The sequence below is a fragment of the Flexivirga lutea genome, from assembly GCF_054778955.1.
This window is the reverse complement of record NZ_BAAGZB010000001.1, coordinates 821,566-847,487: the sequence shown is the minus strand read 5'-3', so window position 1 is coordinate 847,487 and position 25,922 is coordinate 821,566. Positions and strand designations below refer to the sequence as shown.

Below are 25,922 nucleotides of genomic sequence, written 5' to 3'. Positions count from 1 at the left end.
GCGTGGTCGCCGACCGGATCGCCGGCTGGTGCTCTCCACTGCCCGCAGTGCTCGCGGTGGCCGTCGCCGCGATCCTGGTCGTATGGCGCGCCGTCGCCGCCCGGCGGCACCGCGCGCGCCTGATCCGCACGCTGACGGTGCAGGATGTGCACGGCAACGCGCTGCCGATCGCGGAGTTCCAGGACCCGCCCACGTTCCTGGTCTTCTTCGCACCCGGGTGCGGCGCGCGCCACGCGCTGGTCGACGACTTCCGCTGGTGGCCGCACCTGCTCAAGGACGGCTACGACCTCCAGCCGGTCTTCCTCGGCACCCCGGAGCAGTTCGCCGACCAGGAGAAGTTCGCCCCGCTCGCGCCGTACGCCTGGTACGCCACCGTCGACGTCGCCCGGGCGTTCGGCATCAACGGCACCCCGGGTGGGACCACGATCGACCCGGCCAACCCGCTGGGTCACGACCCGGTTGCCGGGTATGGCGCCATCCGCAATCTGGTGCTGCGCCTCGATTGGCAGGAGGCCGCAGCGGCGATCGCAGACCGCGGCGGCCACGAGAGCGCAGATCGCAGCCGTCGCGGCGAGCGGTCGCTCGTCCCGGCCGGACGGCGACGCCGGCGGTCCCCGGTTCACCGACCGCGAGTTGCAGATCATGGCGCCATACACCAGCCGGCGGGCGCCGACGGCCAAGGCGCTGGCCCGGAGCCTGGGCATCAGCATCGACACCACCCGCAGCCATTTGCGGTCCAGCGGCGCAAGTACGAGAACGCCGGGGTTGACGTCGGATCGCGCAAGCGGCTGCAACAGGCGCTGATCGACGACGGCTACGTCGTCGACGTCGACCGGTGGTCGGCGCTCGCGCGTTGGTGAGGTCAGCCGGCCAGGGCCGACAGCAGCCGGGGGCCGATCGTGGTGACGTCACCGGCGCCGACCGTCATCACCAGATCACCGGGGTGGGCGCGGTCCAGGACGGCTTGCAGAGCGTCGTCCAGGGTCGGGGCGTAGACGACCTGCGCACCGGTCACCTGGTCGGCGACCAGGTGCCCGGTCACTCCGGGCACCGGCGCCTCACGCGCCGGGTAGACGTCGAGCACGACGGCGACGTCGGCCGACGACAACGCGGCCGCCAGACCCGCTGCGGCGTGCTGCGTCCGGGAGAACAGGTGCGGCTGGAACACCGCGATCAGCCGCCCACCGTCACGCAGTCCCAGCCCGGCCCGCACCGCGGCGTCGAGCTTGTCGGGGTTGTGCGCGTAGTCGTCGATGACGCGCACTCCCCCGGCCTCGCCCCGAGGCTCCAGCCGGCGGGCCGATCCGGTGAATTCGCCGAGGCCTGCGGCGACCTGCTCCAGCGGCAATCCGAATCCTTCGGTGAGCGCCAGCGCGACTCCGGTGGCGTTCTGCAGGTTGTGCCCGCCGGGAACCTTCAGCCGCAACGGAACCCGGCCTCCGGCAGCGGGCAGCAACGCCCCGCTCCAGTCGAAGCCGGTCCCCGACTCATCGGCCAGCCTCAGGTCTGCGTCGGCGGTCCGACCGTAGGTCACCACCCGCCGGCCCAGCTCACGATGCCGGGCCGCCAGTGCGGCAGCACCCGGATCGTCGGCACACGCGACGAGCAGTCCGCTGTCGCGGATGGTGTCGGCGAACTCGGCATACGCCGCCTGCAAGCGCTCGGAGGTGCCGTAGAAATCCAGGTGGTCATCCCGGACGCTGGTCACGATCGCCACCCGCGGGTGGTAGACGACGAACGACCTGTCGCTCTCGTCGGCTTCGACGACGAACGAATCCCCTTGTCCGACGGCAGAATTGGCACCGATGCCGGCGATCGGCGCGCCGATGGCGAACGACGGATCGGCGCCGACCGCACGCAGCGCGACAGTGGCCATCGCGCTGGTGGTCGTCTTGCCGTTGGCGCCGGCCACCGCGAGCGCGGCGCGGCCCGCCATCAGCACACCGAGCGCCTGGGCACGGTGCAGCACCCGCAGGCCACGGGCACGAAGCGCCGCCAACTCGGGGTTGTCCTCCGCGATGGCCGACGACACCACCACGACGGCGTCCTGCGGCACGCGGCCCGCACTCTCGGCGGTCTGACCGATCCACACCTCGGCACCCGCGGCGCGCAACTCCTCCAGCACGGGGCTGTCACCCCGGTCGGACCCGGACACCCGCACGCCGGCGGCCAGTAGTAGGCGCGCGACACCCGACATACCCGATCCGCCGATCGCGATCAGGTGCGCGGCGGGGATGTCCGCCAATGCCGGGAGCGGCGCGGCGAAGTCGAAGCGGTAGTTGGTCCCATCACCCATGCGCGGCGGCCCCTTCGATCATGTCCACGAAGCGCTCGTCGGCGTCGCCGTGACCCTGGGCACGGGCTGCGTCCGCCATCGCCTCGAGTCGCGTCGAGTCCTTGGCCAGCGGGATCACTTGCTGCGCAACGTAATCGGCGGTGAAGTCGTCGTTGTCGACGAGCAACGCTCCTCCGGCGTCCACCACATCGGCGGCGTTCAGACGCTGCTCGCCGTTGCCGACCGGCAACGGCACGAAGATCGCCGGCAACCCGATGGTGGATGTCTCGCACACCATGTTGCCGCCGGACCGGGTGACGACCAGGTCGGCGGCCGCGTAGGCCAGGTCCATCCGGTCGGCATACGGCAGCACCACGTAGGCAGCCTCATCCGGTCCACCGGCGGGGACGGGGACCTCCTTGCCCTTGCCGGTGACGTGCAGCACCTGCACGCCGGCGGACCGGAAGGCGGCTGCAGCTGCCGCGACCGGCTCGTTGATCCGGACGGCGCCACTGGATCCGCCGGTGACCAGCAGCGTCGGCAGGTCGTCACGTAGCCCGAACGTGGCCAGCGCCTCCGGGCGCAGCGCGGCCCGGTCGAGGGTGGTGATCTCACGGCGCAACGGCATCCCGACCACCTGCGCATGCGGCAGTTTGGTGACCGAGAAGGCCGTGGCGACATACGGACTGAAACGCGAACCCAGTTTGGTCGCGAGCCCGGCCAGCGCATTGCCGTCGTGGACCACGATCGGCACATGCAGCTTCCGGGCGGCCAGGAATGCCGGCGGGCTGACGTAGCCGCCGAAGCCGACGACCACCTGCGAACCGGCCTCCCGGATGATCGCGGCGGCGTCGCGCTGCGCCCGGCGGAACGCGACTGGGAAACGCACCGCCGCAGCGTTCGGTCGGCGCGGGAAGGGCACTTTGTCGATGAGCCGCAGGTCGTAACCGCGCTCCGGCACCAGCGTCTCCTCCAGCCCGCCGTGCGAGCCCAGCACGGTGATCCGCACCTCGGGGTGGCGACGACGCAGCGCGTCCGCGGTCGCCAGCAGCGGCGACACGTGGCCGGCGGTGCCACCACCGGCGAGCAGGACGGACTTCAAACGGGGAGAAGGCTGACTCATGATCCTCGTGCCTGAAAAAGTGACGACAGTTGCGAGTTGCTCGCCGGTTCGCGGTGCCTGCGGCGAGTAAGTGACGACAGTTGCGAGTCACTCGCCGGTTCGCGGCGTATCCGGCGAGTAAGTGACGACAGTAGCGAGTTGTCCGGACGCCTCGGAGGGCGGGCGGATCACCCGCTCAGCGGCGGCCCCGCGGCAGCACCGCCAGCGTGCGCGTCACCGCGCCAGGCCGGGCGGCCAGCGCCGCCTTGCAGGTCGGCTCGTTGCGGGCGAACGAGATCAGGATGCCGAGCGCGAGAAGCGTCGTGACCAGCGCCGAGCCACCGGAGGAGACCAGCGGCAGCGGCACACCGATGATCGGCAGCAGCCCGGTGACCGAGCCGATGTTGATCATTGCCTGCACCAGGATCCAGGTCATCACACCGGCGGTGGCCAGCCGGACGAAGAAGTCCTTGCTGGTCACGATCAGCCGGTAACAGGCATAGCCGAGGGCGACATACAGCGCGACGACGGCCAACGTGCCGGGCAGCCCGAGTTCCTCACCGATGATCGCGAAGATGAAGTCGTTGTGCGCCTCCGGCAGCCACGACCACTTCTCCCGGCTCGCGCCGAGGCCGACACCCCACCAGCCGCCGTCGGCCATGGCGTAAAGGCCGTGCACCTTCTGGTAACAGCCCTGGGTGTGCGCGTTGATGCAGGTGCCCAGCCAGGCGTCCAACCGGCCGGTGCGGTTGCTGTTGGTCGCCACGAACGCCGCGACGACGGCTGCCGCGAAGGCCCCGACGACGGCGAACAGGCGCATCCGCACACCGGCGACGAACAGGATCGCGCCGACGATCGCGCCCAGCACCATCGTGGTGCCGAGGTCGTGGCCGAGCAGCACCAGACCGAGCAGCAGTGCCGCCATCGGGAAGAGCGGGATCACCACGTGCCGCCACTCCCCGAGCACCTTGCGCTTGCGGGTCAGGATCATCGCCGAGACCAGGATGACGGCGATCTTGCCGGCCTCGGACGGTTGCAGGGTGAAGCTGCCCAGGCCGATCCAGTTGCGGTTGCCCTGCACGGTGCGGCCGATCGGCGAGAATACCGCCAGCTGCAGCAGCACCGCACCGGTGAACGCCGGCAGTGCCAGCCACTTCCAGATGCGGACCGGCACCCGGGTGGCGATCACCGCGACGACGACACCGATCGCGGCATACATCGCCTGGTTCTTGAAGACGGTGTATGACGAGCCGCTCGCCTGGTAGGAGGTCACGCTGGAGGCCGACAGCACCATCACCAGGCCGAACAGCAGCAGCATCCCGGTGGAACCGAGCAACAGGTAGTAGGGCGCGACCGGCGACTCCAGCCGGCGCATCAGGCTCTTGGGCTGGAACCGCGACAGGTCGAACGGCTGCGAGGAGGAACTCGTGGAGGTCACAGCAGATCCCGCACCGCAGCGGCGAAGGCGTCACCGCGGGCTCCGTAGTTGTCGAACATGTCCATCGACGCCGCCGCGGGCGCCAGCAGCACCACGTCACCGGGCCGGGCGAGCGATTGCGCAGCGCGGACTACCTGGGCCATGGCCCCAGTGTCCGCGCTCGCGACGTCGACCACCGGGACATCGGGCGCGTGTCGGCGCAATGCATCCGCGAGCCGGGCCCGGTCCCGGCCGAGCAGCACGACACCGCGCAGCCGGGGCGCCGCCGCCTGCACCAGCGCGTCGACATCGGCACCCTTCAGCAACCCGCCGGCGATCCAGACGATGTCGTCGTAGGCGGTCACCGAGGCCAGCGCGGCGTCGGTATTGGTCGCCTTGGAGTCGTCGATGTAGAGCACGTCGTCGACCCGGCGGACACCCTGCGCCCGGTGCGGTTGCGGACGGTAGGCGCGCAGGCCGTCCCGGACCGCCGCGGGCGCGACGCCGAACGAACGCGCCAGCGCGGCCGCGGCCAGCGCGTCGGCGAGGTAGTGCGGCGCGGGCGGCACGCCGTCGACGGTCAGGTCCTCCAGGGTGGCCAGCTCGGCGGCGCTGGTGCGGCGGTCCTCGATGAACGCCCGGTCGGCCAGCACGTCGTCGACCACGCCGACCATGGAGATCGCCGGTGTGCCGGTGGTGAAGCCGATGGCGCGGCAACCCTCGACGACGTCGGCTTCCACCAGCAGTTGCTCGGTCGTGGGGTCCTGCGCGTTGTAGACGGCGGCCACCTGGGTCCGCTCGAAGACCCGGCCCTTGACGCGCCGGTACTCGTCATACGAACCGTGCCAGTCGAGATGGTCGGGCGTGACGTTCAGCAAGCATGAGGCGTATGGCGACAGGCTCGCCGACCAGTGGATCTGGAAGCTGGAGAGTTCGACCGCGAGCACCTGGAACGGCTCGGGGTGCAGCACCGCCTCCAGGATCGGGGTGCCGACGTTCCCGGCGGCCGTGGCGCGCAGGCCGGCGGCCTGCAGGATCGACTCCAGCATGGTGACCACGGTGGTCTTGCCGTTGGTGCCGGTGATGGTCAGCCAGGGCGCGGCGCCCTCGGCGGGGCGCATCCGCCAGGCCAGCTCGACCTCCCCCCACACCGGGATGCCGGCGTCGGCGGCGGCGACGAGGAAGGGATGTGCGGGCGGGACCCCCGGTGAGGTGACGACCAGCTGGGTGCCCTCGGGCGGGGCAGCCGGCACGTCGTCGCCGAAGAGCACGGTGACCCCGAGCACCTCCAGGATCTGCGCCCGCTTGTCCATCGTGCCGCCCGAGTCGCGGCTGACCACCGTGACGACGGCGTCACGCTGCATCAACGCGTCCGCGGCGGCGAAGCCGGAGACGCCCAGGCCGACCACGACGACCCGCAGACCCGCCCAGTCGGCGTCCCGGTGCGTCAGTGCACGCCGGCCGCCATCCGGCTCGTCGGACCCGCCGTCAGACACCGCCGACGATCCATTCGGCGTAGAAGATTCCGAGGCCGGCGGCGACGCACAGGCCGCAGATGATCCAGAACCGGATCGTCACGGTGATCTGCTCCCAGCCCAGCAGTTCGAAGTGGTGGTGGATGGGCGTCATCCGGAACAGCCGCTTGCCGACGCCGCCATTGCTGCTCTTGGTCAGCTTGAAGTAGCCGACCTGCAGGATGACCGACATCGTCTCCAGCACGAAGAGGCCGCCGAGGATGATCACCAGCAGTTCGGTGCGGGTGGTGATCGCGAGGCCGGCGAGCGCGCCGCCGAGGCCGAGCGACCCCGTGTCGCCCATGAAGATCTTGGCCGGTGAGGCGTTCCACCACAGGAAGCCGAAGCAGGCGCCCATGACGCACGCGGACACCACGGCCAGGTCGAGCGGGTCACGCACGTCGTAGCACTTGGAGGAGGTGACGAACTGGCAGTTCTGGTTGAACTGCCAGACGCTGATCAGCACGTAGGCGCCGAACACCATCACCGAGGCGCCGGTCGCCTGGCCGTCCAGCCCGTCGGTGAGGTTCACCCCGTTGCTCGTGCCGGCAATCATCAGGTTGGCCCAGATGACGAAGAGGATGACGCCCAGCACCGTGCCGCCGGCGGCCAGGTTGACCCAGGTGTCCCGCACGAAGGAGATGTGGTAGCTGGCCGGGGTGATGCCGCCGCGGGAGAACTTGGTGGCCAGGATCGCGAAGATGACCGCCACGACCGTCTGACCGACGAGCTTCTCCGCCGACCGCAGCCCCAGCGAACGCTGGTGCGAGATCTTCAGCCAGTCGTCGAGCCAGCCGACGAAGCCCAGGCCGACCATCAGGAAGAGCACCAGCATGCCCGATGCCGTGGGCGCGTCCCAGGTGAGCAGGTGCGCCAGCGCATAGCCGAGCACCGAACCGGCGATGATGACCGTGCCGCCCATCTGGGGCGTGCCGCGCTTGGTGTGGTGACTGGTCGGTCCGTCGTCGCGGACGAACTGGCCCCAGCCCTTGCGGACCGCCAGCTTGATGAACGCCCGGGTGCCGAGCAGCCCGATGACGAGCGCGACGAGCGCTCCGATGAGTACGAGTTTCACCGGAGCCGACCTCCGGGGACAGGCGCGTTTCGGGGCCTACGCATGCGTCGGTCCATGTTCTTGGAGGTACCCACCTTGCTCGACAGTGATCCGGTCCCCGAGGTATCGCAGGCCGGAATCACGACTTGACTTGAAGAGTATGACGTCTGACGGCGCCAAGAGTTGCATCACGATCCGGTGCGCTTCCTCCACGTCGGCGGCGAGACGGACCGAGACCCCGGCCTCCCGCGCGGCGGCCGCAATGGGCTCGGCTCCCCCGCCGACGGCCACCACGACACCGACGCCGAGCCGGGCCGCGGTGGCTCCCACGTCGTGGTGTGCCTGCCGGCTGGTGTCGCCGAGCTCACGCATCTCGCCGAGGACGGCGATGGTGCGCCGGCCGTGCCCCATCCGCTGCAGCGCGCCCAGCGCCGCGCTCATCGAGTCGGGGTTGGCGTTGTAGGCGTCGTTGATCAGCGTCACGCCGCTGGGCAGCTGGTGGACCTCCATCCGCCAGCGGCTGACCGGGCGGGCCCCCGCGAGCCCGGCGGCGATCTGCTCCGGCGCGACGCCCAGCTCGCGCGCGGCGACCGCGACGGCCAGCGCGTTGCCGACCTGGTGCTCGCCGTGCAGGCCGAGCCGCACCGGCAGCGCCTCGACACCGTCCAGGCCGATGATCGTGAACGACGGCCGGTCCTGGTCGTCGAGCATGACGTCGGTGGCGCGCACCTGCGCGTCGTCGCCGCGGCCGACCGTCACGACGCGTGCGTCGGTGCGGGCCGCCATCGCGGCCACCCGGCGGTCGTCGGCGTTGAGCACTGCCAGGCCGGAGGCCGGCAGCGCTTCGACGAGCTCGCCCTTGGTCTGCGCGATCGCGTCGACGGAGCCGAACTCCCCCACGTGGGCAGTGCCCACGTTGAGCACGATGCCGATCGAGGGCGGTGCGATGCGGGTCAGGTAGGCGATGTTGCCGATGTTGGTGGCGCCCATCTCGGCGACCAGGAAGCGGGTCCCGGCCGTCACGCGGCACACGGTCAACGGCACGCCGACCTCGGAGTTGTAGGAGCCCACCGGTGCGATGGTCTCACCGGCCGGCGCCAGCACTTGTGCGAGCAGGTCCTTGGTGGAGGTCTTGCCGGAGCTGCCGGTGATGCCGATGATCCGCAGCTGCGGCGCCTTGTCGACGACGGCGCGGGCCAGGTCGGCGAAGGCCTGCTGCACGTCGGCGACCACGACGGTGGGTATGCCGGGCAGCGGCCGCGAGCCCAGGACCCCGACGGCCCCGGCCGTCATGGCGGGGGCGGCGAAGTCGTGGCCGTCGGCGTGCTCGCCGACGCGGGCGACATACAGACTGCCCGGCAGTGCCTCGCGCGAGTCGGTGACCACGGGGCCGTCGACCAGCCGGTCCTCGCCGTGCAGCGTGCCGCCGGTGACCGTGGCGATGTTTTCGAGGGTGAACGCGATCATCTGTTTCTCAGGGTTTGCGGCTGCCCGCGGGCTCGTAGGTCAACGGGTAGAGCGAGGCCTGCTTGCCGGTGGGCGGCACGCCGCCCTTGGTCAGTGCGTAGCCCATGATCTTGGAGAAGACCGGGCCGGCCACGTCGCCGCCGAACTGGCTGCCCTTGGTCGGCCGCTGCAGCGTCACCGCGACGATGTAGCGGGGGTTCTTGGCCGGTGCGAAGCCGATGAACGACGCGGTCACGCCGTTGTAGCGCCCGAGCGCGGAGTCGTAGCGGTCGGCGGTGCCGGTCTTGCCGGCCACCGAGTAGCCGTCGACGCCCGCGGCCTTGGCCGTGCCTGTCTGGGAGACCACGCCCTCCATCATCTTGGTGAGCTGGTCCGCGGTCGACTTCGAGATGACCCGGGTGGGCTTGCGATCGTCCTGCGGCGCGGTGTAGTTGCCGTCGGTGCCGATGCCCTTGATCAGTGTGACCGGCTCCTTCACGCCACCGTTGGCGACGGTCGCGAACACCGACGCCTCCTGGACCGCGGTCGTCGCCAGACCCTGGCCGAACATCACCGTGAAGCGCTGGCTGGCGCTCCAGTTCTTGTAGGGCGCCAAGACGCCCTGCGACTCACCGGGGAAGCCGATGCCGGAGGTCTGGCCGAGGCCGAAGGCGCGCATGAAGTGGTAGAGGGTGCCCTTGTCGAGTTTGCTGCCCTCGATCATCGTGCCGATGTTGGACGACTGCGACAGCACACCGGCCAGGGTCAGGTGTTCGGTGCCGTGCTTCTCGGCGTCGTGGAAGGTCTCCCCGGCGCGGGTCAGGGTCGGCGGCACGACGACGTGGGTGGTCGGGGTGGACTTCCCGCGCTCGAGCAGCGCGGCCATGGTGATGACCTTGCTGGTCGAACCGGGCTCGTAGGCCTGGGTGAACGGCTTGGACTGCAGCTCGCCGGCCTGCGCCGCGGCGACGTTGTTGTTGTCGAAGCTGGGATAGCTGGCGACCGCCTTGAGGTTTTGCTGGGTGTCCATGACCACGACCTCACCGGACAGCGAACCGGACTGCTTGACCGCCTCGGCGATGGCGTTCTGGGAGTACCACTGCAGGTCGTTGTCGATGGTCAGCTGGACGTCCTTGCCGTCCACCGCCGGAGTGTCCTGGTTGTCGCCGGTGGCGATCACCGTGCCGTCGGGCGCCTGCTCGTAGACGTGCTTGCCGGGGGTGCCGTTGAGAGCCTTCTGCTCCATCTGCTCGACGCCGCCGCCGCCCTGACCGCTGCCGTTGACCCAGCCGAGCAACGGCGCCAGCGAGGTGCCCTGCGGGTAGTCGCGCTCGGTGCTGGCCTCGCTGTAGACGCCCGGTATGCCGAGCTGGGCGATCTGGCGCCACTGCTGCGGGGTGATGCCCTTGAGCAGGTAGGTGAAGCGCGACTTGCGTTTGGCGGCCTGTTGCATGGCGTCCAGGATCGGCTGTGGTTCGGCACCGATCGCGTCGGCGATGTCGATCGCGGCGCCGGCGAGACCGACCTCGACGACCTGGCCGTCGACCCGCTTCTTGTAGGTCACCGTCGCGGTCGGGTCGTCGGTCACGTTGACCCGGTCGAGGCTGGCCGCCAGCACCACGCCGTTCGCGCCGACGATCGAGCCGCGGGACGCGGGCAGCACCGAGGTGTTCAGCCGGGACGCGAGCGCGTCACGCGACACGCTCTGCGCGTTGAAGCCCTGGATGCGCAACAGTTGGGCGCCGAAGAGGCTGAAGACGATCAGGGTCGCGACCATCAGCAGGCGGGCACGCCGCCGGGGGTGGCCGACGCCGAGCCCGACGGGACGACGCGGCCGCGCCGGTGGCGCGGTCGACGCCTTGGCCGCATGCGGGGTGTGGCTGCGTGCGGTGTGCTCCTCGGCGCGCGCCGGCCGTTGGCGCGCGCCGCTGCCGACGGTCCCGGCCGAGCGCTTCCCCGCGCCGCTCCTCGGGGTGGTGCGGGAGCTTCCCCCCGACACCCGAGCCGAACCACTGGGACGCGGCGGGCGCGCACCGGGGCGTCGGGACGTGGTCACTGTCTACCTCGCGAGGGTCGGCTACTTCGTGGACGAGCTGTGGGACGTGCCGGAGGACGGGGACGTGGCGGATGTGCCCGCTCCGGAAGCCGGCGCCGTGGACTGCTGGGATTGCGTGGATTGCGTGGATTTCGTTGACTTCGTTGACTTTTCGGACGTCTTGCCGCCCTTCGCCGCAGCGGCGGAGGTCGACTTCTCGGGCTTGGCCTTCTCCACCGTGAGGGTCTTGGGCTTGGACACCAGCAACCCTGCCGAGGCGGTGCTGACGGCCGTGCCCGCGGCCCGCGAAGCGGGTGTCGACGGCAGCGTGCCCACCGTAAACGTGGAGTCCTTGCCGGACCGTTTCGCCACGCCGAGCACCTTGCCATCGGCCTTGCGGACGTAGCGGATCTTGGCCGCCGGCGCCAGACCCATCTTCTGCGCGCGCAGCGCCAGTTGTTGCGGAGCCGACTGCGCGTCGATCTCGCTGGACAGCTGCTGCTGCTGGTCGGTCAGTGCCGCCGCCTTCGACTGCAGCTTGTCGATCGCGAACGACTCCTGCGCGCGGTTGGTGTTGAGCAACAGCAACGAGAGGAGCCCGAGGACCAGCAGCAGGACGCACAGCACGACGAACCCGACACCGGTGTGCTCTGCCGCATCCTTGGTCTCGACGACGCGCAGCCGGGGCGCGGCCGGCGCGGCGCTGCGTGCGCCACGCGAGGCAGGCCGAGCCGGTCGGGCGGCCCGTGTCGCAGGCCGTGGGAGGGCGGTCAGCTGGCTCATCTCGAGAGTCCCTTCATTCTGGACTGCTGGACCCCACGGTGTGTGGGGAGGATACGTTCGGCGGCGCGCAAGCGTGCGGACGCCGCGCGCGGGTTGGCGGATATTTCCTGCTCGGGGGGCTGCTCGGCGCCGCGGGTGAGCAGCTTCAGGTAGGGCGCGTGCTCGGGCAGCTCGACGGGCAGGTCCGGCGGTGCCGTGCTGGTGGCGCCGGCGGTGAGGTTGCGTTTGGTGATGCGGTCCTCCAGCGAGTGGTAGGAGAGCACCGCGATCCGTCCCCCCACGGCGAGGGCGTCGATCGCCTCCGGCAGCGCGGCCTCCCACGCGGCCAGTTCGCGGTTGACCTCGATGCGCAGGGCCTGGAAGGTGCGCTTGCCCGGGTGGCCGCCGGCGCGCTGGGACGCGGCCGGGATCACCCGTCGCAGCAGCTCCACCAGCCGGGCCGAGTCGGTGAACGGCGCGCGTTCGCGCTCGCGCACCACGGCGGCGGCGATCTTGCGGGCGAACCGCTCCTCGCCGTAGACGCGCAGGATGCGGGCGAGGTCGGCCGCGGAATAGCTGTTGAGCACGTCGGCGGCGGTCGGGCCGGTCGTCTGGTCCATCCGCATGTCCAGCGGTGCATCGACGCGGTAGGCGAAACCGCGGCCGGTCTCGTCCAGCTGCAGCGAGGACACACCCAGGTCGAAGAGTGCGCCGTCGATCGCGGTCACGCCGCGCTCGGCGAGCGCCTCGATCGCGTCGTCATACACGGCGTGCACGGGCTGGAAGCGGTCGCCGTATGACGCCAGCCGGTCCCCCGCCAGCCGGAGGGCGTCGGTGTCGCGGTCGACGCCGTAGACGGTCACGGTCGGGCAGGCCGACAGGATCGCCTCGGTGTGGCCGCCCATGCCGAGGGTGCCGTCCAGGAAGACGGCACCGGGGTGATCCAGCGCGGGTGCGAGCAGGGCGGTGATGCGGGCGGCGAGCACCGGCGTGTGCCGGTCGGCTGCGCCCCGTGCGGTCACACCCTGCTCCTTCTGCGCGGTCGTGTGCGTGGTGAATATCTGCATGGCGAAACCCGACGGGCCTTTCTGAGCCTTGGTCCCCAGCCGCTCGAACGGTCGGAGTCGGTGAGTCCGGCACCGGGGAAGGTGTGCCGGAATCGCCCGCCCGAGAAGCGGATGGAGGCCGAGGGTCAGAACAGCCCGCCAGGGATCACCTCCTCGCCCTGATCGGCGAAGTCGTCCTCGGTGGCAGCGAGGAAGTCGTTCCAGGCGGCGGTGTCCCACACCTCGACCCGGTTGCCGGTGCCGATGACGGTGCAGTCCTTGGACAGTCCGGCGTAGTCACGCAGCACCGCGGGGATGGTCACGCGGCCCTGCTTGTCGGGGATCTCGTCCGAGGCCGCGGACAGCAGCACGCGCTGGAAGTTGCGAACCGCTCGGTTGGTGACCGGGGTATTGCTCATCTGCGCGGTGAGCCGCTCGAAGTCAGCCATGGCGAACACGTAGAGACAGCGCTCCTGCCCCCGGGTGACGACCAGGCCGCCGGCGAGCTTCTCGCGGAATTTGGCCGGGAGCGCCAGTCGTCCCTTCTCGTCCAACCGAGGGGTGTACGTGCCGAGAAACATGCATCGCACCTCCTCCTCTGCCGCACGCGAAGAACCGCTCCTCACCAACTGGCCCCACTCTACTCCACTTCCCCCCACCTGTCGCCCCGATCGGTCGCCACCGCGCCGCATCCTGGGGTGTTCTCGCAGGTCAGCGGCGGTGGGGCGGGGTGGGGGAAATCTCACGAGATCGGTCTCCTCGGACTCCGCGACGGTGCTCACCGGCTGGGAGTGCGCCGCGGATTCCGCGCGATTGCGCGCCGTCAGGCCGGCGAGCGCCATACACCGCCGGAAGGTGGGGAGAAGTGGGGAGCCGGCCGCGAACGCCGGGTGGAACGCCGCCGGGACGACACCGGCGCAGCCGGCCGAGCAGGCGCGCGATCGGGCGGTGGCGCACGAGTAGAGTCGGACGCAACGATTGGATCGCGTCGTTGCCCGAATCAGGTCCAAGGGTGGGCGCCCATCAGGCAGGATCGAGTCATGTCCTCCACCACCGACACCGACTCCGTCACCCCGGAGACCGGCGCCGCCACCGCACAGAGCACCACCATCGACGATGTCCGGCAGGTCGCGAACGACATCCACCGGGCGGTGTCCTCGGTGATCGAGGGCAAGTCGGAGGTCATCCAGACGGCGGTCGTCGTGCTGCTCGCCGGCGGTCACCTGCTGCTGGAGGACGTGCCGGGAGTCGGCAAGACCATGCTGGCCAAGGCCCTGGCGCGGTCGATCGACTCGCCGATGCGCCGCATCCAGTTCACCCCGGACCTGCTGCCCAGCGACGTCACGGGGGTGAGCGTGTTCAATCAGGACACCCGCACCTTCGAGTTCCGCCGCGGCGCCATCTTCGCCAACATCGTGGTCGGCGACGAGATCAACCGGGCCTCCCCCAAGACGCAGTCGGCGCTGCTGGAGTGCATGGAGGAGGGTCAGGTCACCGTCGACGGCGACACCTACCGGCTGCGCGCACCGTTCATGGTGATGGCCACCCAGAACCCCATCGAGATGGAGGGCACCTACCCGTTGCCGGAGGCTCAGCGCGACCGCTTCATGGCGCGCATCTCGATGGGCTATCCCACGCCGGGGGCAGAGCTGCAGATGCTCGACGTGCATGGCGGTCTGTCGCCGCTGGAGCGGCTCACCCCGGTGGCCGACGGCGCGACCGTCGAGCGGATGGCGCGCCGGGTGGCGCAGGTGCACGCCAGCCCCGCCCTGCGGCAATACATCGTCGACATCTCCGCAGCCACCCGCGGCAGCAGTGCACTGCGGCTCGGCGCCTCGCCACGGGCGTCACTGCAACTGCTGCGCGCGGCTCGGGCAGCGGCCGCCCTCTCCGGGCGCGACCACGTCATACCCGAGGACGTGCAGCGACTCATCGAGCCGGTGCTCGCGCACCGAGTGATCCTGTCCAGCGACAACCAGCACCTGCATCGTGGTGTCGGCGGAGTGCTCGCCGAGATCGTGCGACGCGTGGCGGTCCCTTCCGGCGTGCGCTGATGGCGCGACCTCGGCGGCATACGTTCACCGGACTCGGCCGTGGGTTCCTCACCGCGGGCGTGGTACTCGCCGCGGCCGGACTCTTCCTCGGCTTCGAGGACATCGTCCGGGTGGGCGTGCTGCTGCTCGTGCTCGCGCTGTTGGCGCTGATCTTCGCCCGCCGCGTGGCACCGCGGATCGAGGTGCGCCGCACGGTCACGCCGCGGACCGCGGTGCCCGACGAACGCACCGAGGTGCGAGTGACGTTCACCAACGTCGACCAGCGCTCCAGCCGGCTCTACCTGGCCGAGGAACGCATCGACTACGTCCTCGGCGACCGGCCGCGGTTCGTCGTCGCCCGGCTGGAGCCGGGCGCGACGCGCGAGGTCTCGTATGTCGTGCGCAGCCACCTGCGCGGGCGGTACACGCTCGGCCCGGTGACCCTGGCGCAGCGCGACCCCTTCGGGCTGACCTACGTGACCGGGTCACTGGACAGCACCGACGAACTGCTGGTGCTGCCACGGGTGGTCCCGCTCGGCGCGTCGCACCCGCCCGGGTCGGGCGTGGGCAACGACGGGGAGACCCCGCAGATGGTGGCGTTGCACGGCGAGGAGGACGTCAGCATCCGCAACTACCACGACGGTGACGACCTGCGGAAGGTCCATTGGCCGGCGACCGCACACCGCGGCGAGCTGATGGTGCGCCAGGAGGACCGCCCCGCGCGGCGCTCCGCCCTGGTGCTGCTCGACCCACGGGAGTCGGCGCACGGCGGCACCGGTGCGGCCGGCTCGTTCGAATGGGCAGTGAGTGCCGTCGCCTCGATCCTGGTGCGCCTGGACGAGCTGGGCTACCGGACCCAGCTGGTGACGCGGGAGTCGCTGCAGGCGAGCCACACCGACCTGATCGAGCGGTCGACGCCGGAGATGATCGAGGATCTGGCGTCCGTGGCCCTGGGCACCGACCAGGACTTCACCCGGGTGCTGTCCGTCGGGCACGACCGGGTCACGACCGGAGGGCTGGTCGCCGCGATCGTCGCGGCCGGTGACGACGACACCGGCGCCGAACTGGCCGGGCTGCGCCAGCCGAACGCCGCCGCGCTCGGCTTCGTGCTCGACAGCGCCAGCTTCGCCGGCGCCCGCGACGCCGAAGCAGGCGACGGCCCGAGCGAGGCCGCGTTGCGGGTGCGCGATCAGCTCGCCGCCGCCGGGTGGCGGGTTGAGATCGTCGACGCGAAGCTGCCGATCCGGCAGGCATGGGCCACGGTCACCAACAAGGCCCTGGTGCAGGTGGGGTCCTTGTGATCGCCCGGGCGCGCTGGAGCGAGTCGGGGCTGGCGCTGCTGGGCTCGGTGGTCGCGCTGTGGCCGTTGACCACCTTGCTGGAGGGCGGTTCGTGGCTGTGGATGCTGCTGCTGCTGTGTGCCTTCGTCGGGCTGGTCGGTGCGGGCATGCGCACCACGCGGGCCTCGGCGGGTGGGGTGCTGGCGGTGCAGGTGCTCGCGCTGGTCGCGCTGGTGCTGCTGCTCAACGTCCACGACCATCTGGACTCGACGCTGATCTCCGCCATACAGGATCTGGTGCAGGAGGCGCACGACACGGTGCGGCAGTCGTCGGTGCCGGCCCCGGTCACCCCCGGGCTGCTGATGATGCTCGAGCTCATCGTGCCGGGGTTGGCGATCGGCACCGATTTCCTGGCGGTGACTGCACGGCAGCCGGCGCTGGCCGGCGTGCCGATGATGGTCATCTACATGCTGTCCACGTCCAACTCGGGCGCGGCGCTCAACCCGGTGTTCTTCATCCTGCTCGCGGTGGCCTGGCTGACGATGCTGGCGCACGGCAGCGGCGTGCTGGTCCGCAGCTGGTCGTCGGTGCGGGCGCGCGCGCTCACCCCGACCCTGCATGAGGACCAGCTCGGCCTCACCGGTCTGGCGTCGGCGGCGCGTGCGCTCGGCATCGCCACGATCGCGTTGGCGCTGATCGTGCCGGTGTTCCTGCCGCATCCGGACCCGCACTACTTCGCGAAGGGGCTCGGTCGCGGTGGCAGTGGCGGCAGCGGGGTCGTGGCGTTCAGCACCACGGTCAACCTGGCCAAGGACCTGCGCAAGACCGACGGTTCGCCGGTCCTCACCTTCAAGACCACCGACCTGTCCCCGCCGCCGCTGCGGGTCACCGCGGGCGGCACCTACTCCGACGGCGAGTGGAAGGACTTCCCCGGGCCGAGCGGACTGATCATGGGCACCGACGGCAAGCCGCTGCCCCCGCCGGCCGGTGCGGCCCGCACGGACAGCGCGTATGTCGAGCATCTGCAGGTCACCGACAACACGATGACCGCGCCGAACGTGCCGGTGCCGTTCCCGATCGAGTCCGGCGACTTCGGGCAGACCAAGTGGGGCTACTCCCCGACCACCCAACAGCCGTATGTGACCCGGTCGGTGAAGTCCTACGAGTTGGACTACCGGATCCCGCAGCAGGACGCCTACCAGCCGGGACTCCGGATCGACCGGCAGCAGTTCGGTTCGACGCTGCAGGTCGACCCGAAGTCCGCGGCGCGGGTGCGAGCTCTGGCCGGGCGACTCGGCGGCAAGAATTCCTTCGACCAGGCCGTGCGGATCCAGGACTACCTGCGCTCGGGCGACTTCGTCTATTCGCTGACGCTGGCACCGATGCAACGGGTGGACGGCAAGAAGCTCGATCCGTTGTCCAATTTCCTGGTCACCAAGAAGGGCTACTGCACGCAGTTCGCGACGGCAATGATCATGCTGGCCCGGGCGGACGGCATACCCGCGCGGATGGCGCTGGGCTTCCTGCCCGGCAACCCGGCCGCGAACGACACCTACACGGTGATGCAGTCCAGTGCACACGCCTGGCCGGAGCTGTATCTGCCGGGTATGGGCTGGACGCGCTTCGAGCCCACGCCCGGTGACCGCACCGGCGCGCCGCCGAGCTACACGACCGCGGTCACCGGCCCGGCCGGCGGTGGTCATGCCCCCTCGGCGCAGTCCACGGCACCGAAGTCGTCCTCGGCGGCGCCGTCCTCGTCGTCCGCGGCCCCTTCGAGGTCGACGGCTCCGCGGACCGCCGCGGGCGGTCACCACATCGACTGGTGGGGCAATCTGGTGATCGTCCTGCTCGTGCTGGCGGTCGGCCTGCTGGGTGCCCTGGTGCTCCCCCTGCTCGCCCGTCGGCAGCGCGAATCGATCAGTGCGCGGCTGTGCGAGCACCGGCCGGTCGAGGCGCAGTGGCAGGTGTTGCAGAGCCGGCTCGGCGATCTGGGCATCCCGCCACCGCAGGAGGAGCGGTCCCCGCGCGCGACCGAGCGCTACTACCGCTCCCGCGCCGCCTTGCCCCCGGCCGGGCTGGAGGCACTGCACTCGGCGATGTCGACCCTCGAGCAGGAGAGGTATGCCGCCCCGGGCACCTCACCCAGCACGATCGACCGGCAGTCCCGGCTCATCCTGGACGGGGTGCGCCGGCAACAGTCGTGGCCCCAGCGCATCGCCGCCGCGGTGCTGCCGGCGTCCGGCCGGGCGGTCTTCCGGCGTGGTGTCGCGCGGGTCGCCCGCGGGCCGGCGCGCCTGTTCGGCATACACCGGCGCCGCTGAGCGGTCGCGGGCGTCGGACCGGCCCGAACCAGCGACCGTTGCCGGTTAGTCACGCATTTCCGGCCACGCCGGCACCCCAACCAGCGACCGTTGCTGGTTAGTCACGCATTTCCGGCCGATCCGGCCCCGAAGCAGCGACCGTTGCCGGTTAGTTGTTGTTGGTCATGACGTTGGTGACGCCGGTCTTGAGGCGGGAGGCCGGTGGCTTCCCGCCGGCGGTGGTGTGGGAGCGATGGTAGTTGTAGTGGATCAGCCAGCGGCCGATCGCGTGGCGACGCTCGGACTCTGAGTTCCAGGACTGGGCGTACAACAGCTCCTGAGCGAGGGTCTGTTGGTAGCGCTCGACCTTGCCGTTGTGCTTGGGCGTGTAGGGCTTGATCCGTTGGTGCTTGGCCGCGAAAGACAACACGTTGCGGTTGAAATCGTTTGCCCGGTAACACGATCCGTTGTCGGTCACCACGCGCGTGATGCGATGGATGCCGTGTTCGGCGAAGAACACGCGGGCACGGGACAAGAACCCGATCGCGGTGATGGCTTTCTCGTCGTCGTGCGGTTCGGTGTACGCCAACCGGGAGAACCCGTCGACCGCCGAATGCAGGTAGGTGTACCCGGCCCGCTCGCCGCGGCGGCGCCCTCGACCTGCGGCCTTGGCCTGCTCAGAGCCGCGCCCGTGGACCCGCCAGCCACCGCCGTCGGGGATCTTGCCGCTCTTCTTCACGTCCAGGTGGATCATGTGACCGGGATACCGGGCGACGATCTTGCCCGGGCCAGGCGGTTCACGGTTGGGCTCACCTGTTTCGGGGTCCAGCCACCGACGCTGGTTCAGCCCGTGCGCGCGCAAGTGACGAGTCACGGTGACCACGGCGACTGGGGTGCCCTGGGCGCGCAGCTCGGCGGCGATCGTGACCGCGGACCAGCGGTGCTTCTTGCGCAACCGGATGATCTCCTCGACCACCGGCTGCGGGGTGCGCGTCGGCCGGCACGCCGGGGCACTGGACCGGTCCGCCAGGGCGGCCTCGCCACCAGCCCGGTACCGGCCAACCCACTTGGACAGGCACTGCCGAGAGATGCTGGCCTCGGCCGCGACGTGCGCGATCGGACGGTGCTGACACCGCAGCACCAGTCGGCGACGACCTTCGGGGGTCAGCGGAGCATTACGGTGGGACATAGGGCAGGTTCCTTTGCTGACTCAACGTGATGAACGGCTTTGACACCACTCATCCTGTCGCGAAGGGACCTGCCTCCTCACCTACCCCCGACTGTCACCAACGTCATGAACCGCAACAGTTAGTCACGCATTTTCGGCCACACCGGCAGCCGCGGAGACGACGACCAGCACGCAGAACGGCCCCGGACGAACTTGTTCGCCGGGGCCGTTCTGCGTGCTGCGAGGAGTCGCAGCAGAAGATTCAGTCCAGGTAGTCGCGCAGCACCTGGGACGACTCGAGCGCTGTGCAAACGCAGTGATCCCAAGGCTTTCCGGCGTATCCGTCGAAGCGCTGTGCATTGAAATATCCTGGAATGAGCTCCTCTGTCGAAGTCTCGGTTCCACCGCCTCAAGCTGCTGTTCGACATCTGGGGTCATCGGGCCTATCGACCTAGTAATTGAGGTGGCAGGCACTCCAGAGGTACTGCACGTCGCCGCTGCCGGGAAGGTCATTGGTGGATCCAGCAGGTCGGTGTTGGTTCTGGTAGTCCGACCACGCGCGCAACTCGCTCAGGTACTTCAGGCAGTCCGCGTGACTCGGGTTGTTGTAGTTCGCCGGAGGTGTGGGTGCCGGCGGCCCGCCGAGAGCGAAACCGTTGGCGTCCCGCCGGGCCGGGGTTGCCGCCGCAGACTGCTGACCACCAACCGTCTGGTAGCTGACCATTCGCGATGTCACCTGGTCGCCCGTGGTCAGCGTGATGACCATGTTCGCTGCGGAGATCGCATACGTCGTCCCGTCGCGTGCGGTGACCAGCCAGCCATTGGAGGTACGCACGACGTTGTCCACCTCCACCGATTCACCGTTGGCAGGAGTCAGGCCCCGGTAGTAGGCGCGGCTGGCCGATGTCTCGCAGATCGAGAACGTCGCGGCGGTGGTGCTGCCGACGACCAGGGCACGGTCTGTCGACTTGCATGCGGACGCACGGCGGACAGCGGCGGTCGCCGCGGGTGCTTTCGTGGTCGCCTTCGGTCTTACCGTCTTTGTGGTGCCGGGATCGGCTGTCGAGGGGCTCGGGTGCGGCACCACCGCAGAGGTCTCCATAGCCGACGGATCTCCGACCGGGTCGGACGATGCAGCTCTCGACCCGCCTCCACCGCACGCGCTGAGCCCAACGGCGATCATCACCGCCAAAGCGATGGCTGGACACTTCGACATTCGCGCCTCGTCCCCTTCTGGGTCAGCAGAAGACCCCGATCGATTAAAGGTAGGCCTAGATCCGTCGATTCTTGCCGGACGCCGACCCCGACCATTCGCGCGCCGGAACCGTTGCTTCTCCTCGGCGACCAGGCGCCGGAAGTTACGATCCCGTGTAGCCCGCGGCCCGCGCCCTCGGCAGCAATCGCTTCGCACTGGCCCGGCCATGCCCGGCCACGACCGCTGCAGCGACCAGGTCCCGCACGGCCTCGTAGTTCGCCGGGCGGGATGCCCGCACCGGCCGTTCCCCGCCAGCCTCGACGCGCTCGACCACGCGCTTGACCGTCTTGTGCGTAGTGCCGCAGATTTCCGCGGCGCCACGATACGTACCCACCAACTGGTAGGCGGCGATGATGTCCATCTCTTCCCTCATGTTCTTCAATAGAGGCTCCTGAGCGGTGGCAGTGACTGGCTAGACACCGCCACCGTCACCGCTCAGGACCTCAGCTCACCTGCGACACGACGAGCAGAGGGTGGGGACTTTTACATGGCCACCAGCGGGGACCTCACCCGGCCACCAACGGGGACTTTTCCATGGCCAGGGACACGGCATACCCGCAGCGTACGAATGCGGTAGTAGTCGGGCGGCACCACGACGGGAGCGATCCGCTCGCCGGAAGGTGGCTCTCCGCAATGTACGCCGATGGAGTGCCCGGCGACCTACGTTTCAGGGCACTCACGACGAATGGGCGACATGCTCCATGTGCCGTTTTGCTTTCGAAGCGATACGAGTGAAGGGGTAGCTAGGATCCGACCATGGGGATTGCAGAGGTCATGGCGGCTGCGTTGAACAAGGCCGAGAAGTTGAAGGATGTGGGAGCCGGCAACGAGGCCAACACGAAGGCCCTTCTCATCGACCCTTTGCTCACGGCCCTCGGCTGGGACCTTGGCGACGTCGAGGTGGTTGCAAGGGAGGTCAAGGTCTTCGACGGCACCTTCCTCGATTATTCCCTGACACCATCGAGCGGTCCGCGCTTATTCGTGGAGGCCAAGGGCATCGGCGAGAATCTCGGTGACAAGAAGTTCATCGCCCAGACCATCAACTACGCAAACAACGACGGCGTCGTCTGGTGCGTTCTCACCAACGGTCTGCAGTACCGAGTGTTCAAGACGAACGAGCCGGTAGCCATGGACAAGAAGCTGCTCTTCGAGGTGGACCTGAGAGACCCGGACCCGATCCAGGACAAGGTCCGCCTTCTGCGGCTGATAGGTCGGGAGTCCGCGGAGACTGGCGCCCTCACCGCGTATGGAGATCGAGTGTTCACGGACACGCGAGTGCGCAGAGCGTTATCCGAGCTTGCGACCGATCCTCCTGCGCCCCTACTCGAGATGCTCGGCGAGCGCCTCGGGCACCCGTCAGTCCCGGTCGACGGGCTGAGGCGGAGCCTCGAGCGCATCCTCGATGGCCGGCAGGCATCACCGACAAACGAAGGGCGCCTTGAGCAGCATGGTAAGCGCACTGCTTCCAGTGGACCGGTAGGGCCCCGCAAGGGTCAGGAGTACCCACTCGATCACCATTTCAGCCGCAAGAGCAGCCTCATCCGTGAACTATGGGAGGCGCTGGACAGCTTCGGGGAGTCGCTGGGCGCGGATGTGACCCGCCGCGTTCGGAAGCAGTACATCGGCTACTACCGCGGCAAGAGGTCCTTCTTCACCGCCGAGGTCCAAAAGGGGCGAGTCCTGGTCTACCTCTCGCTTACTCGGGAGACGGCCTTGCCGTGGAACGACACTGTGATGCGCGATGTGGCCGAGATCGGGCACTTTGGGATGGGTGGCATCGAGTACTCACTCGTCACGGTTGAGCAGCTGAACGAAGTTCAGGCCCTCATCAAGCGCGCGTACGGCGATTGATTCCCGCGCCTGGCAACCCAGAACAGGCAACAACCACTCAACCACCGGCGGCATCCACGACTGTGCGCTCTGCGGGCGATGGTGGCGAGCCTGCGGCGAGCCCTAGGAGCTGGCACCGGTCGCGGATGACCCGAGCGACTGTCTCACAGGCTTTGACGTCGCCGCTCATCGCCGCATCCCAGAGCGCTTCTTGGAGTGCGTCGAGCCGTGCGAGCTCGAGTTGACGTAGTTCTTCAGCTGCTTCGGCCACGTCTGCTCGGACTGCTTGGCTGACGATCCGGTAGACGGTGCCGCGGCTTGCGTAGCCGAGCCGCGTTGCGATCTCCTCGTAGGCGAGCCCTTGCGTGCGCAGGCGGACCGCTTCGGCTCGCCGGGCGGCTGCCAGCGCGCGGTTTCGGTGCTGCCCGGTGACGGCTGGGAGTGCGAAGGCAACCGTCATGTGGCCATCATCGTTCCCTGCACCGACACCTGAAGACGCGTCCCTCTGCGCCGGAGAGCGGGGCGTCGGGCCGATCGCACCGCTTGCGCCGTGCGTAGCAGTGTCGTTGCGAGGAAGTTAGTTCACCCCTCCGGTGCCCGCCGTCCGCGGAGCAGCTCGCACTGAATAACGAGGACAGCGTGGCGTAGACGAATCAACCTAAGTACCCGCCGTCTCTCAGCGTGGTATTTCGGCTGATGCATCTGCGAGAACGGTGTCCCATGTCCGACCTCAGCGTCGACGACTCGCGGACGCCTGCGTTTGGAATGGGCCAGCGTGGGTTACTCGCGCGCGGTTGTGTGTGACGACGAGGAACGATCTGCGAACGGGAACGGGCGCACCTTGCGTAACACGGCCCGGTCGCACGCCCGGAGACAGGAAGTGTCGCGCTCCGTGACCAGCGAGCACCCAATAATCCGCATTCCTCTGCGCTCTTTTGCCGGTTACCCCAGACTGCTGCGATGCGGAGGAGACCCCATGGTTGATCAGAGCAGTTGGCGCGCCGAAGCCGAACTGCGTATCGCGCACGTAGTGGTCGGAACATGGGCACTCCCGGCGAGCGAGCCAGTGACGATCGGCCGGTCGGCTCGATGCGGGTTGAGGAGCAGAGATCCGGCCGTGTCCGGCACGCTTGCCAGGCTCATACCTGGAGAGCGGGGATGGATCCTTGAGAACGGCAACCGCACCCGAGTGCGGGTCGCCAGCGTGTTCGCGCTCGATGCAGAGTTCGCTCCGCGAGCGCAGGTCCTCCTGCAACCGGCCGACTGGCATCTTGCGTGGGATCTAGACACACCGTGCGAGCTGTCCATTCGGTACCGACGTCGCGTGCGCCATGGCGAGCCACTTCCGATCGCTCGGGACACTGAACAGAGTCCCGAGCGGCTGTGGACACATCAGCCGGTTGGGACCGTTGGGACCGTTGGGACTGACATTGCCGGCAACGCGCTCGAGCTGACGCCCCTGCAACGACGTCGCCTCGGAGCGTTGTTCGCATATCTGATCCTTGGTCAACCCAAACCCCCCAACCTCATCCATGCGGCAGCCGAGCTGAGTGGAGACTCGCTGTCCCAAATCAACGGCACGTGGGTGAAGGTCATGGAGAAGGTCAACAGGCGTCGAGTTGACCCCCTCCAGCGTCTGGAGGACCTGGGATATCACCTCGTCGAGGTCGCCGGTCAAATCGGCCCCGACGACGTGCCTGACCACCCGAGGGGCAGTTGAGTACCCCTCGGCCTGCCATCCGAGGCGAGAACCTCGAGCATCAACCCCAACGGATGGAGATGCAATGAACAACCGGGATCAGACCTGCGGCGACCACGAAGTCGTCATCGACCTCCTGCACAGGCTGGGAGCAGCGACGGTCACCCAACCCGACGGCGTCGTCGACTTCGAGCTGGCCGACGTCCAAGGACTTGCCTACCTCAAGAGCAAAGACGTGCTTCGGGCGTCGTACTTCATCGTCCACGACCCGATCGCGGAAGAGGCACGGCGGTGGGTTCAGCAGAACGCTGAGGTGCCGGTCGGGGAGCTGCAGTTTTGGGAGGACGGCGAGATGTCCGGCATACGCCTCCTCGTCGAAGAGCGCGTCGACGCCGTGGATCGGATCTGGATGTCGGCTACGTCTGCCCAAGCGCTCAGCGCCGCTTGGAACGGCCGACGACGCGGCTGTACAGGGATGTCTGAGACGCTGCGGCAAGCAGGCATCCTGATGCCGCCGCTGGGAGCCGTCACAGCGGACAGCATCGCCACCTACGGTCGGTGGTCATGGGGCAACGCGTTCATCGATCCCTTCGCCTTGTATAGCTTCGACGTCGACCTCGTCATCCGCAGTCTGCGCCACCGCCGCGTGATGGTGATGTCCCATTCGGGCCACGGGGCCAACAGCTACGGTCTCAGCACCGTCACTACCTGCGGGCCCGTGGGGGCCTTCATCCAGCACGGCTACGGCGGCGCCTACATGGACCCCGTCGAACAGCTCATCGACATCAACTCGACGTACTCCCGACTGCACGTCTTGTTCAGCGCGGCTAAGGAACAGTCGGCCAGCGAGTTGCGCTGGCTGCTCGTCTACTCCGGTTTCCGCGGCTTCCACGCCCTAGTGGACCTGGAGGAATACCGTCGAGACACGTCGAGCGGGGATCCAACCCAGAGCTTCGAAACCGAGTCCGATCTGTTCAGTGCCGTTGCCAACCGGTTGTCAACGACCGAGCTGTTCGCTGGGGCTGGCGGCATCTCATGGTGAACCACAAGCCGCCCGTGAAGCGGACAGGACCGGCGCACTTCAGGGCACTCTGCCCGCAGTGCGGCAAGAACATCATGGTCGGCGGACTAGGCAGCTCGCTGCCGCGCCACCAAGTCAAAGGCGGCGCCTTCTGCCCCTACCGCGGCAAGCCGGCACATGCGATGCAAGTACACGGCGGAGCGCCACAAGGACCCGCGGCCCGGCCACGGCGCGGCCAGCAGACGTCACCAGAGCGCCCGCGCAAAACTATCGCCGACCTGACACAAATCGTGCGGAACATCAGCACCCCATCCGCCAGGCGCGAGCCCCGAGAGCGGACGTGGGACGGCTTCCCAGCGTCAGCGTGCGCACGGTCTCCGGCGGCCTCCCAACGCTCGGCAGCCGCCGCTAATGCCCTCCACGCCCCACCCACCCACGGCTTTGGCGGACTACGTGGCCTGCCGGTGAACGGCGTTGCGAATGATGCGGGGAACAGAGCCGCGGTTGGCGTAGCCGAGTCGTTGGGTGATCCGCTCGTAGGTCGGGCCCTGAGTGCGTGACCGAATGGCCTCGCCGCGCCGGGCGTCCGCCCAGACACGGTTGCGTGCTGCCCTGTGACGGGTGTCAGCGCGGCGACGACAGCGGTCATGGGTCAATGATGCGCCGCGCCAAGGACACATTCGGT

20 protein-coding genes and 1 pseudogene are annotated in these 25,922 nt (G+C 69.1%); 7 read left to right on the top strand and 14 right to left on the bottom strand.

The window, feature by feature from the left end:
• The first annotated feature begins 2 nt into the window (after positions 1 to 2).
• The gene (locus ACYVBN_RS04005; RefSeq protein WP_460599377.1) at positions 3 to 860 is read left to right on the top strand and encodes a TlpA family protein disulfide reductase; all 858 of its coding nucleotides are present in this window, start codon (positions 3 to 5) and stop codon (positions 858 to 860) included.
• Between the two features lie 2 nt (positions 861 to 862).
• Here ACYVBN_RS04005 and murC read toward each other — a convergent pair whose 3' ends face one another.
• The 10 genes from murC to mraZ form a co-directional block, all read right to left on the bottom strand.
• On the bottom strand, positions 863 to 2,296 hold the full coding sequence (murC, locus tag ACYVBN_RS04000; protein ID WP_460599376.1) for a UDP-N-acetylmuramate--L-alanine ligase: 1,434 nt from the start codon (positions 2,294 to 2,296) through the stop codon (positions 863 to 865).
• On the bottom strand, positions 2,289 to 3,377 hold the full coding sequence (gene murG / locus ACYVBN_RS03995; RefSeq protein WP_460599375.1) for an undecaprenyldiphospho-muramoylpentapeptide beta-N-acetylglucosaminyltransferase: 1,089 nt from the start codon (positions 3,375 to 3,377) through the stop codon (positions 2,289 to 2,291). The genes murC and murG overlap by 8 nt, the downstream gene beginning before the upstream one ends.
• A 196-nt stretch (positions 3,378 to 3,573) precedes the next feature.
• Positions 3,574 to 4,815: a putative lipid II flippase FtsW gene (gene ftsW / locus ACYVBN_RS03990; protein ID WP_440282354.1), complete on the bottom strand. Its 1,242-nt coding sequence runs from the start codon at positions 4,813 to 4,815 to the stop codon at positions 3,574 to 3,576.
• Entirely contained in the window at positions 4,812 to 6,290 is a 1,479-nt protein-coding gene (murD, locus tag ACYVBN_RS03985) for a Mur ligase family protein (RefSeq protein WP_460599374.1), read from the bottom strand. Before murD ends, ftsW begins: the two co-directional genes overlap by 4 nt.
• On the bottom strand, positions 6,283 to 7,383 hold the full coding sequence (gene mraY, locus ACYVBN_RS03980; RefSeq protein WP_440282356.1) for a phospho-N-acetylmuramoyl-pentapeptide-transferase: 1,101 nt from the start codon (positions 7,381 to 7,383) through the stop codon (positions 6,283 to 6,285). The genes murD and mraY overlap by 8 nt, the downstream gene beginning before the upstream one ends.
• 36 nt (positions 7,384 to 7,419) lie before the next feature.
• A complete protein-coding gene (locus ACYVBN_RS03975) occupies positions 7,420 to 8,829 on the bottom strand; it encodes a UDP-N-acetylmuramoyl-tripeptide--D-alanyl-D-alanine ligase (protein ID WP_460599373.1) in 1,410 nt (469 codons plus the stop codon).
• Between the two features lie 7 nt (positions 8,830 to 8,836).
• Positions 8,837 to 10,807, bottom strand: a complete 1,971-nt coding sequence (locus ACYVBN_RS03970) for a peptidoglycan D,D-transpeptidase FtsI family protein (protein ID WP_460599372.1) — start codon at positions 10,805 to 10,807, stop codon at positions 8,837 to 8,839.
• Between the two features lie 78 nt (positions 10,808 to 10,885).
• Positions 10,886 to 11,626, bottom strand: coding sequence for a hypothetical protein (locus ACYVBN_RS03965; RefSeq protein WP_460599371.1), 741 nt, complete (start codon positions 11,624 to 11,626; stop codon positions 10,886 to 10,888).
• Positions 11,623 to 12,672 carry a 16S rRNA (cytosine(1402)-N(4))-methyltransferase RsmH gene (gene rsmH / locus ACYVBN_RS03960; protein WP_460599370.1) on the bottom strand — a complete coding sequence of 350 codons (1,050 nt, stop codon included), beginning with the start codon at positions 12,670 to 12,672 and terminating at the stop codon, positions 11,623 to 11,625. The genes ACYVBN_RS03965 and rsmH overlap by 4 nt, the downstream gene beginning before the upstream one ends.
• Positions 12,673 to 12,797: 125 nt before the next feature.
• Complete coding sequence (mraZ, locus tag ACYVBN_RS03955) at positions 12,798 to 13,232, bottom strand: division/cell wall cluster transcriptional repressor MraZ (protein ID WP_440282361.1); 435 nt, start codon at positions 13,230 to 13,232, stop codon at positions 12,798 to 12,800.
• 459 nt (positions 13,233 to 13,691) lie between these two features.
• On the opposite strand from mraZ, the gene ACYVBN_RS03950 reads away from it, so the two are divergent.
• From ACYVBN_RS03950 to ACYVBN_RS03940, 3 genes are read left to right on the top strand one after another with little or no spacing between them, the layout of a single operon-like run.
• Positions 13,692 to 14,705: an AAA family ATPase gene (locus tag ACYVBN_RS03950; RefSeq protein ID WP_460599369.1), complete on the top strand. Its 1,014-nt coding sequence runs from the start codon at positions 13,692 to 13,694 to the stop codon at positions 14,703 to 14,705.
• The gene (locus ACYVBN_RS03945; protein ID WP_460599368.1) at positions 14,705 to 15,985 is read left to right on the top strand and encodes a DUF58 domain-containing protein; all 1,281 of its coding nucleotides are present in this window, start codon (positions 14,705 to 14,707) and stop codon (positions 15,983 to 15,985) included. Before ACYVBN_RS03950 ends, ACYVBN_RS03945 begins: the two co-directional genes overlap by 1 nt.
• Positions 15,982 to 18,285, top strand: coding sequence for a transglutaminase TgpA family protein (locus tag ACYVBN_RS03940; protein WP_460599367.1), 2,304 nt, complete (start codon positions 15,982 to 15,984; stop codon positions 18,283 to 18,285). The genes ACYVBN_RS03945 and ACYVBN_RS03940 overlap by 4 nt, the downstream gene beginning before the upstream one ends.
• 148 nt (positions 18,286 to 18,433) lie before the next feature.
• On the opposite strand, the gene ACYVBN_RS03935 is transcribed toward ACYVBN_RS03940, so the two are convergent.
• The 3 genes and pseudogenes from ACYVBN_RS03935 to ACYVBN_RS03925 form a co-directional block, all read right to left on the bottom strand.
• The gene (locus tag ACYVBN_RS03935) at positions 18,434 to 19,453 is read right to left on the bottom strand and encodes an IS481 family transposase (protein ID WP_460599366.1); all 1,020 of its coding nucleotides are present in this window, start codon (positions 19,451 to 19,453) and stop codon (positions 18,434 to 18,436) included.
• 430 nt (positions 19,454 to 19,883) lie between these two features.
• A complete protein-coding gene (locus tag ACYVBN_RS03930; RefSeq protein ID WP_460599804.1) occupies positions 19,884 to 20,534 on the bottom strand; it encodes a hypothetical protein in 651 nt (216 codons plus the stop codon).
• A gap of 186 nt (positions 20,535 to 20,720) precedes the next feature.
• A pseudogene (locus ACYVBN_RS03925) lies at positions 20,721 to 21,069 on the bottom strand (IS21 family transposase); the annotation flags it as partial.
• A gap of 374 nt (positions 21,070 to 21,443) precedes the next feature.
• Here ACYVBN_RS03925 and ACYVBN_RS03920 point away from each other — a divergent pair.
• Positions 21,444 to 22,538: a DUF5655 domain-containing protein gene (locus tag ACYVBN_RS03920; protein ID WP_460599365.1), complete on the top strand. Its 1,095-nt coding sequence runs from the start codon at positions 21,444 to 21,446 to the stop codon at positions 22,536 to 22,538.
• 37 nt (positions 22,539 to 22,575) lie between these two features.
• On the opposite strand, the gene ACYVBN_RS03915 is transcribed toward ACYVBN_RS03920, so the two are convergent.
• Positions 22,576 to 22,977, bottom strand: coding sequence for a helix-turn-helix domain-containing protein (locus ACYVBN_RS03915; RefSeq protein WP_460599364.1), 402 nt, complete (start codon positions 22,975 to 22,977; stop codon positions 22,576 to 22,578).
• 516 nt (positions 22,978 to 23,493) lie between these two features.
• Between ACYVBN_RS03915 and ACYVBN_RS03910 the strand changes: the two genes are divergently transcribed.
• Complete coding sequence (locus ACYVBN_RS03910) at positions 23,494 to 24,237, top strand: FHA domain-containing protein (RefSeq protein WP_460599363.1); 744 nt, start codon at positions 23,494 to 23,496, stop codon at positions 24,235 to 24,237.
• Between the two features lie 64 nt (positions 24,238 to 24,301).
• Complete coding sequence (locus ACYVBN_RS03905; RefSeq protein WP_460599362.1) at positions 24,302 to 25,258, top strand: hypothetical protein; 957 nt, start codon at positions 24,302 to 24,304, stop codon at positions 25,256 to 25,258.
• Positions 25,259 to 25,922: the final 664 nt, after the last annotated feature.

What these genes read in the sequence shown, in the direction of transcription:
- murC (WP_460599376.1), bottom strand. Translation starts at nt 2,296, where the DNA reads ATGGGTGATGGGACCAACTACCGCTTCGACTTCGCCGCGCCGCTCCCG.
- ACYVBN_RS03975 (WP_460599373.1), bottom strand. Translation starts at nt 8,829, where the DNA reads ATGATCGCGTTCACCCTCGAAAACATCGCCACGGTCACCGGCGGCACG.
- ACYVBN_RS03965 (WP_460599371.1), bottom strand. Translation starts at nt 11,626, where the DNA reads ATGAGCCAGCTGACCGCCCTCCCACGGCCTGCGACACGGGCCGCCCGA.
- rsmH (WP_460599370.1), bottom strand. Translation starts at nt 12,672, where the DNA reads ATGCAGATATTCACCACGCACACGACCGCGCAGAAGGAGCAGGGTGTG.
- mraZ (WP_440282361.1), bottom strand. Translation starts at nt 13,232, where the DNA reads ATGTTTCTCGGCACGTACACCCCTCGGTTGGACGAGAAGGGACGACTG.
- ACYVBN_RS03950 (WP_460599369.1), top strand. Translation starts at nt 13,692, where the DNA reads ATGTCCTCCACCACCGACACCGACTCCGTCACCCCGGAGACCGGCGCC.
- ACYVBN_RS03945 (WP_460599368.1), top strand. Translation starts at nt 14,705, where the DNA reads ATGGCGCGACCTCGGCGGCATACGTTCACCGGACTCGGCCGTGGGTTC.
- ACYVBN_RS03935 (WP_460599366.1), bottom strand. Translation starts at nt 19,453, where the DNA reads ATGTCCCACCGTAATGCTCCGCTGACCCCCGAAGGTCGTCGCCGACTG.
- ACYVBN_RS03930 (WP_460599804.1), bottom strand. Translation starts at nt 20,534, where the DNA reads ATGGAGACCTCTGCGGTGGTGCCGCACCCGAGCCCCTCGACAGCCGAT.
- ACYVBN_RS03920 (WP_460599365.1), top strand. Translation starts at nt 21,444, where the DNA reads ATGGGGATTGCAGAGGTCATGGCGGCTGCGTTGAACAAGGCCGAGAAG.
- ACYVBN_RS03915 (WP_460599364.1), bottom strand. Translation starts at nt 22,977, where the DNA reads ATGACGGTTGCCTTCGCACTCCCAGCCGTCACCGGGCAGCACCGAAAC.
- ACYVBN_RS03910 (WP_460599363.1), top strand. Translation starts at nt 23,494, where the DNA reads ATGGTTGATCAGAGCAGTTGGCGCGCCGAAGCCGAACTGCGTATCGCG.
- ACYVBN_RS03905 (WP_460599362.1), top strand. Translation starts at nt 24,302, where the DNA reads ATGAACAACCGGGATCAGACCTGCGGCGACCACGAAGTCGTCATCGAC.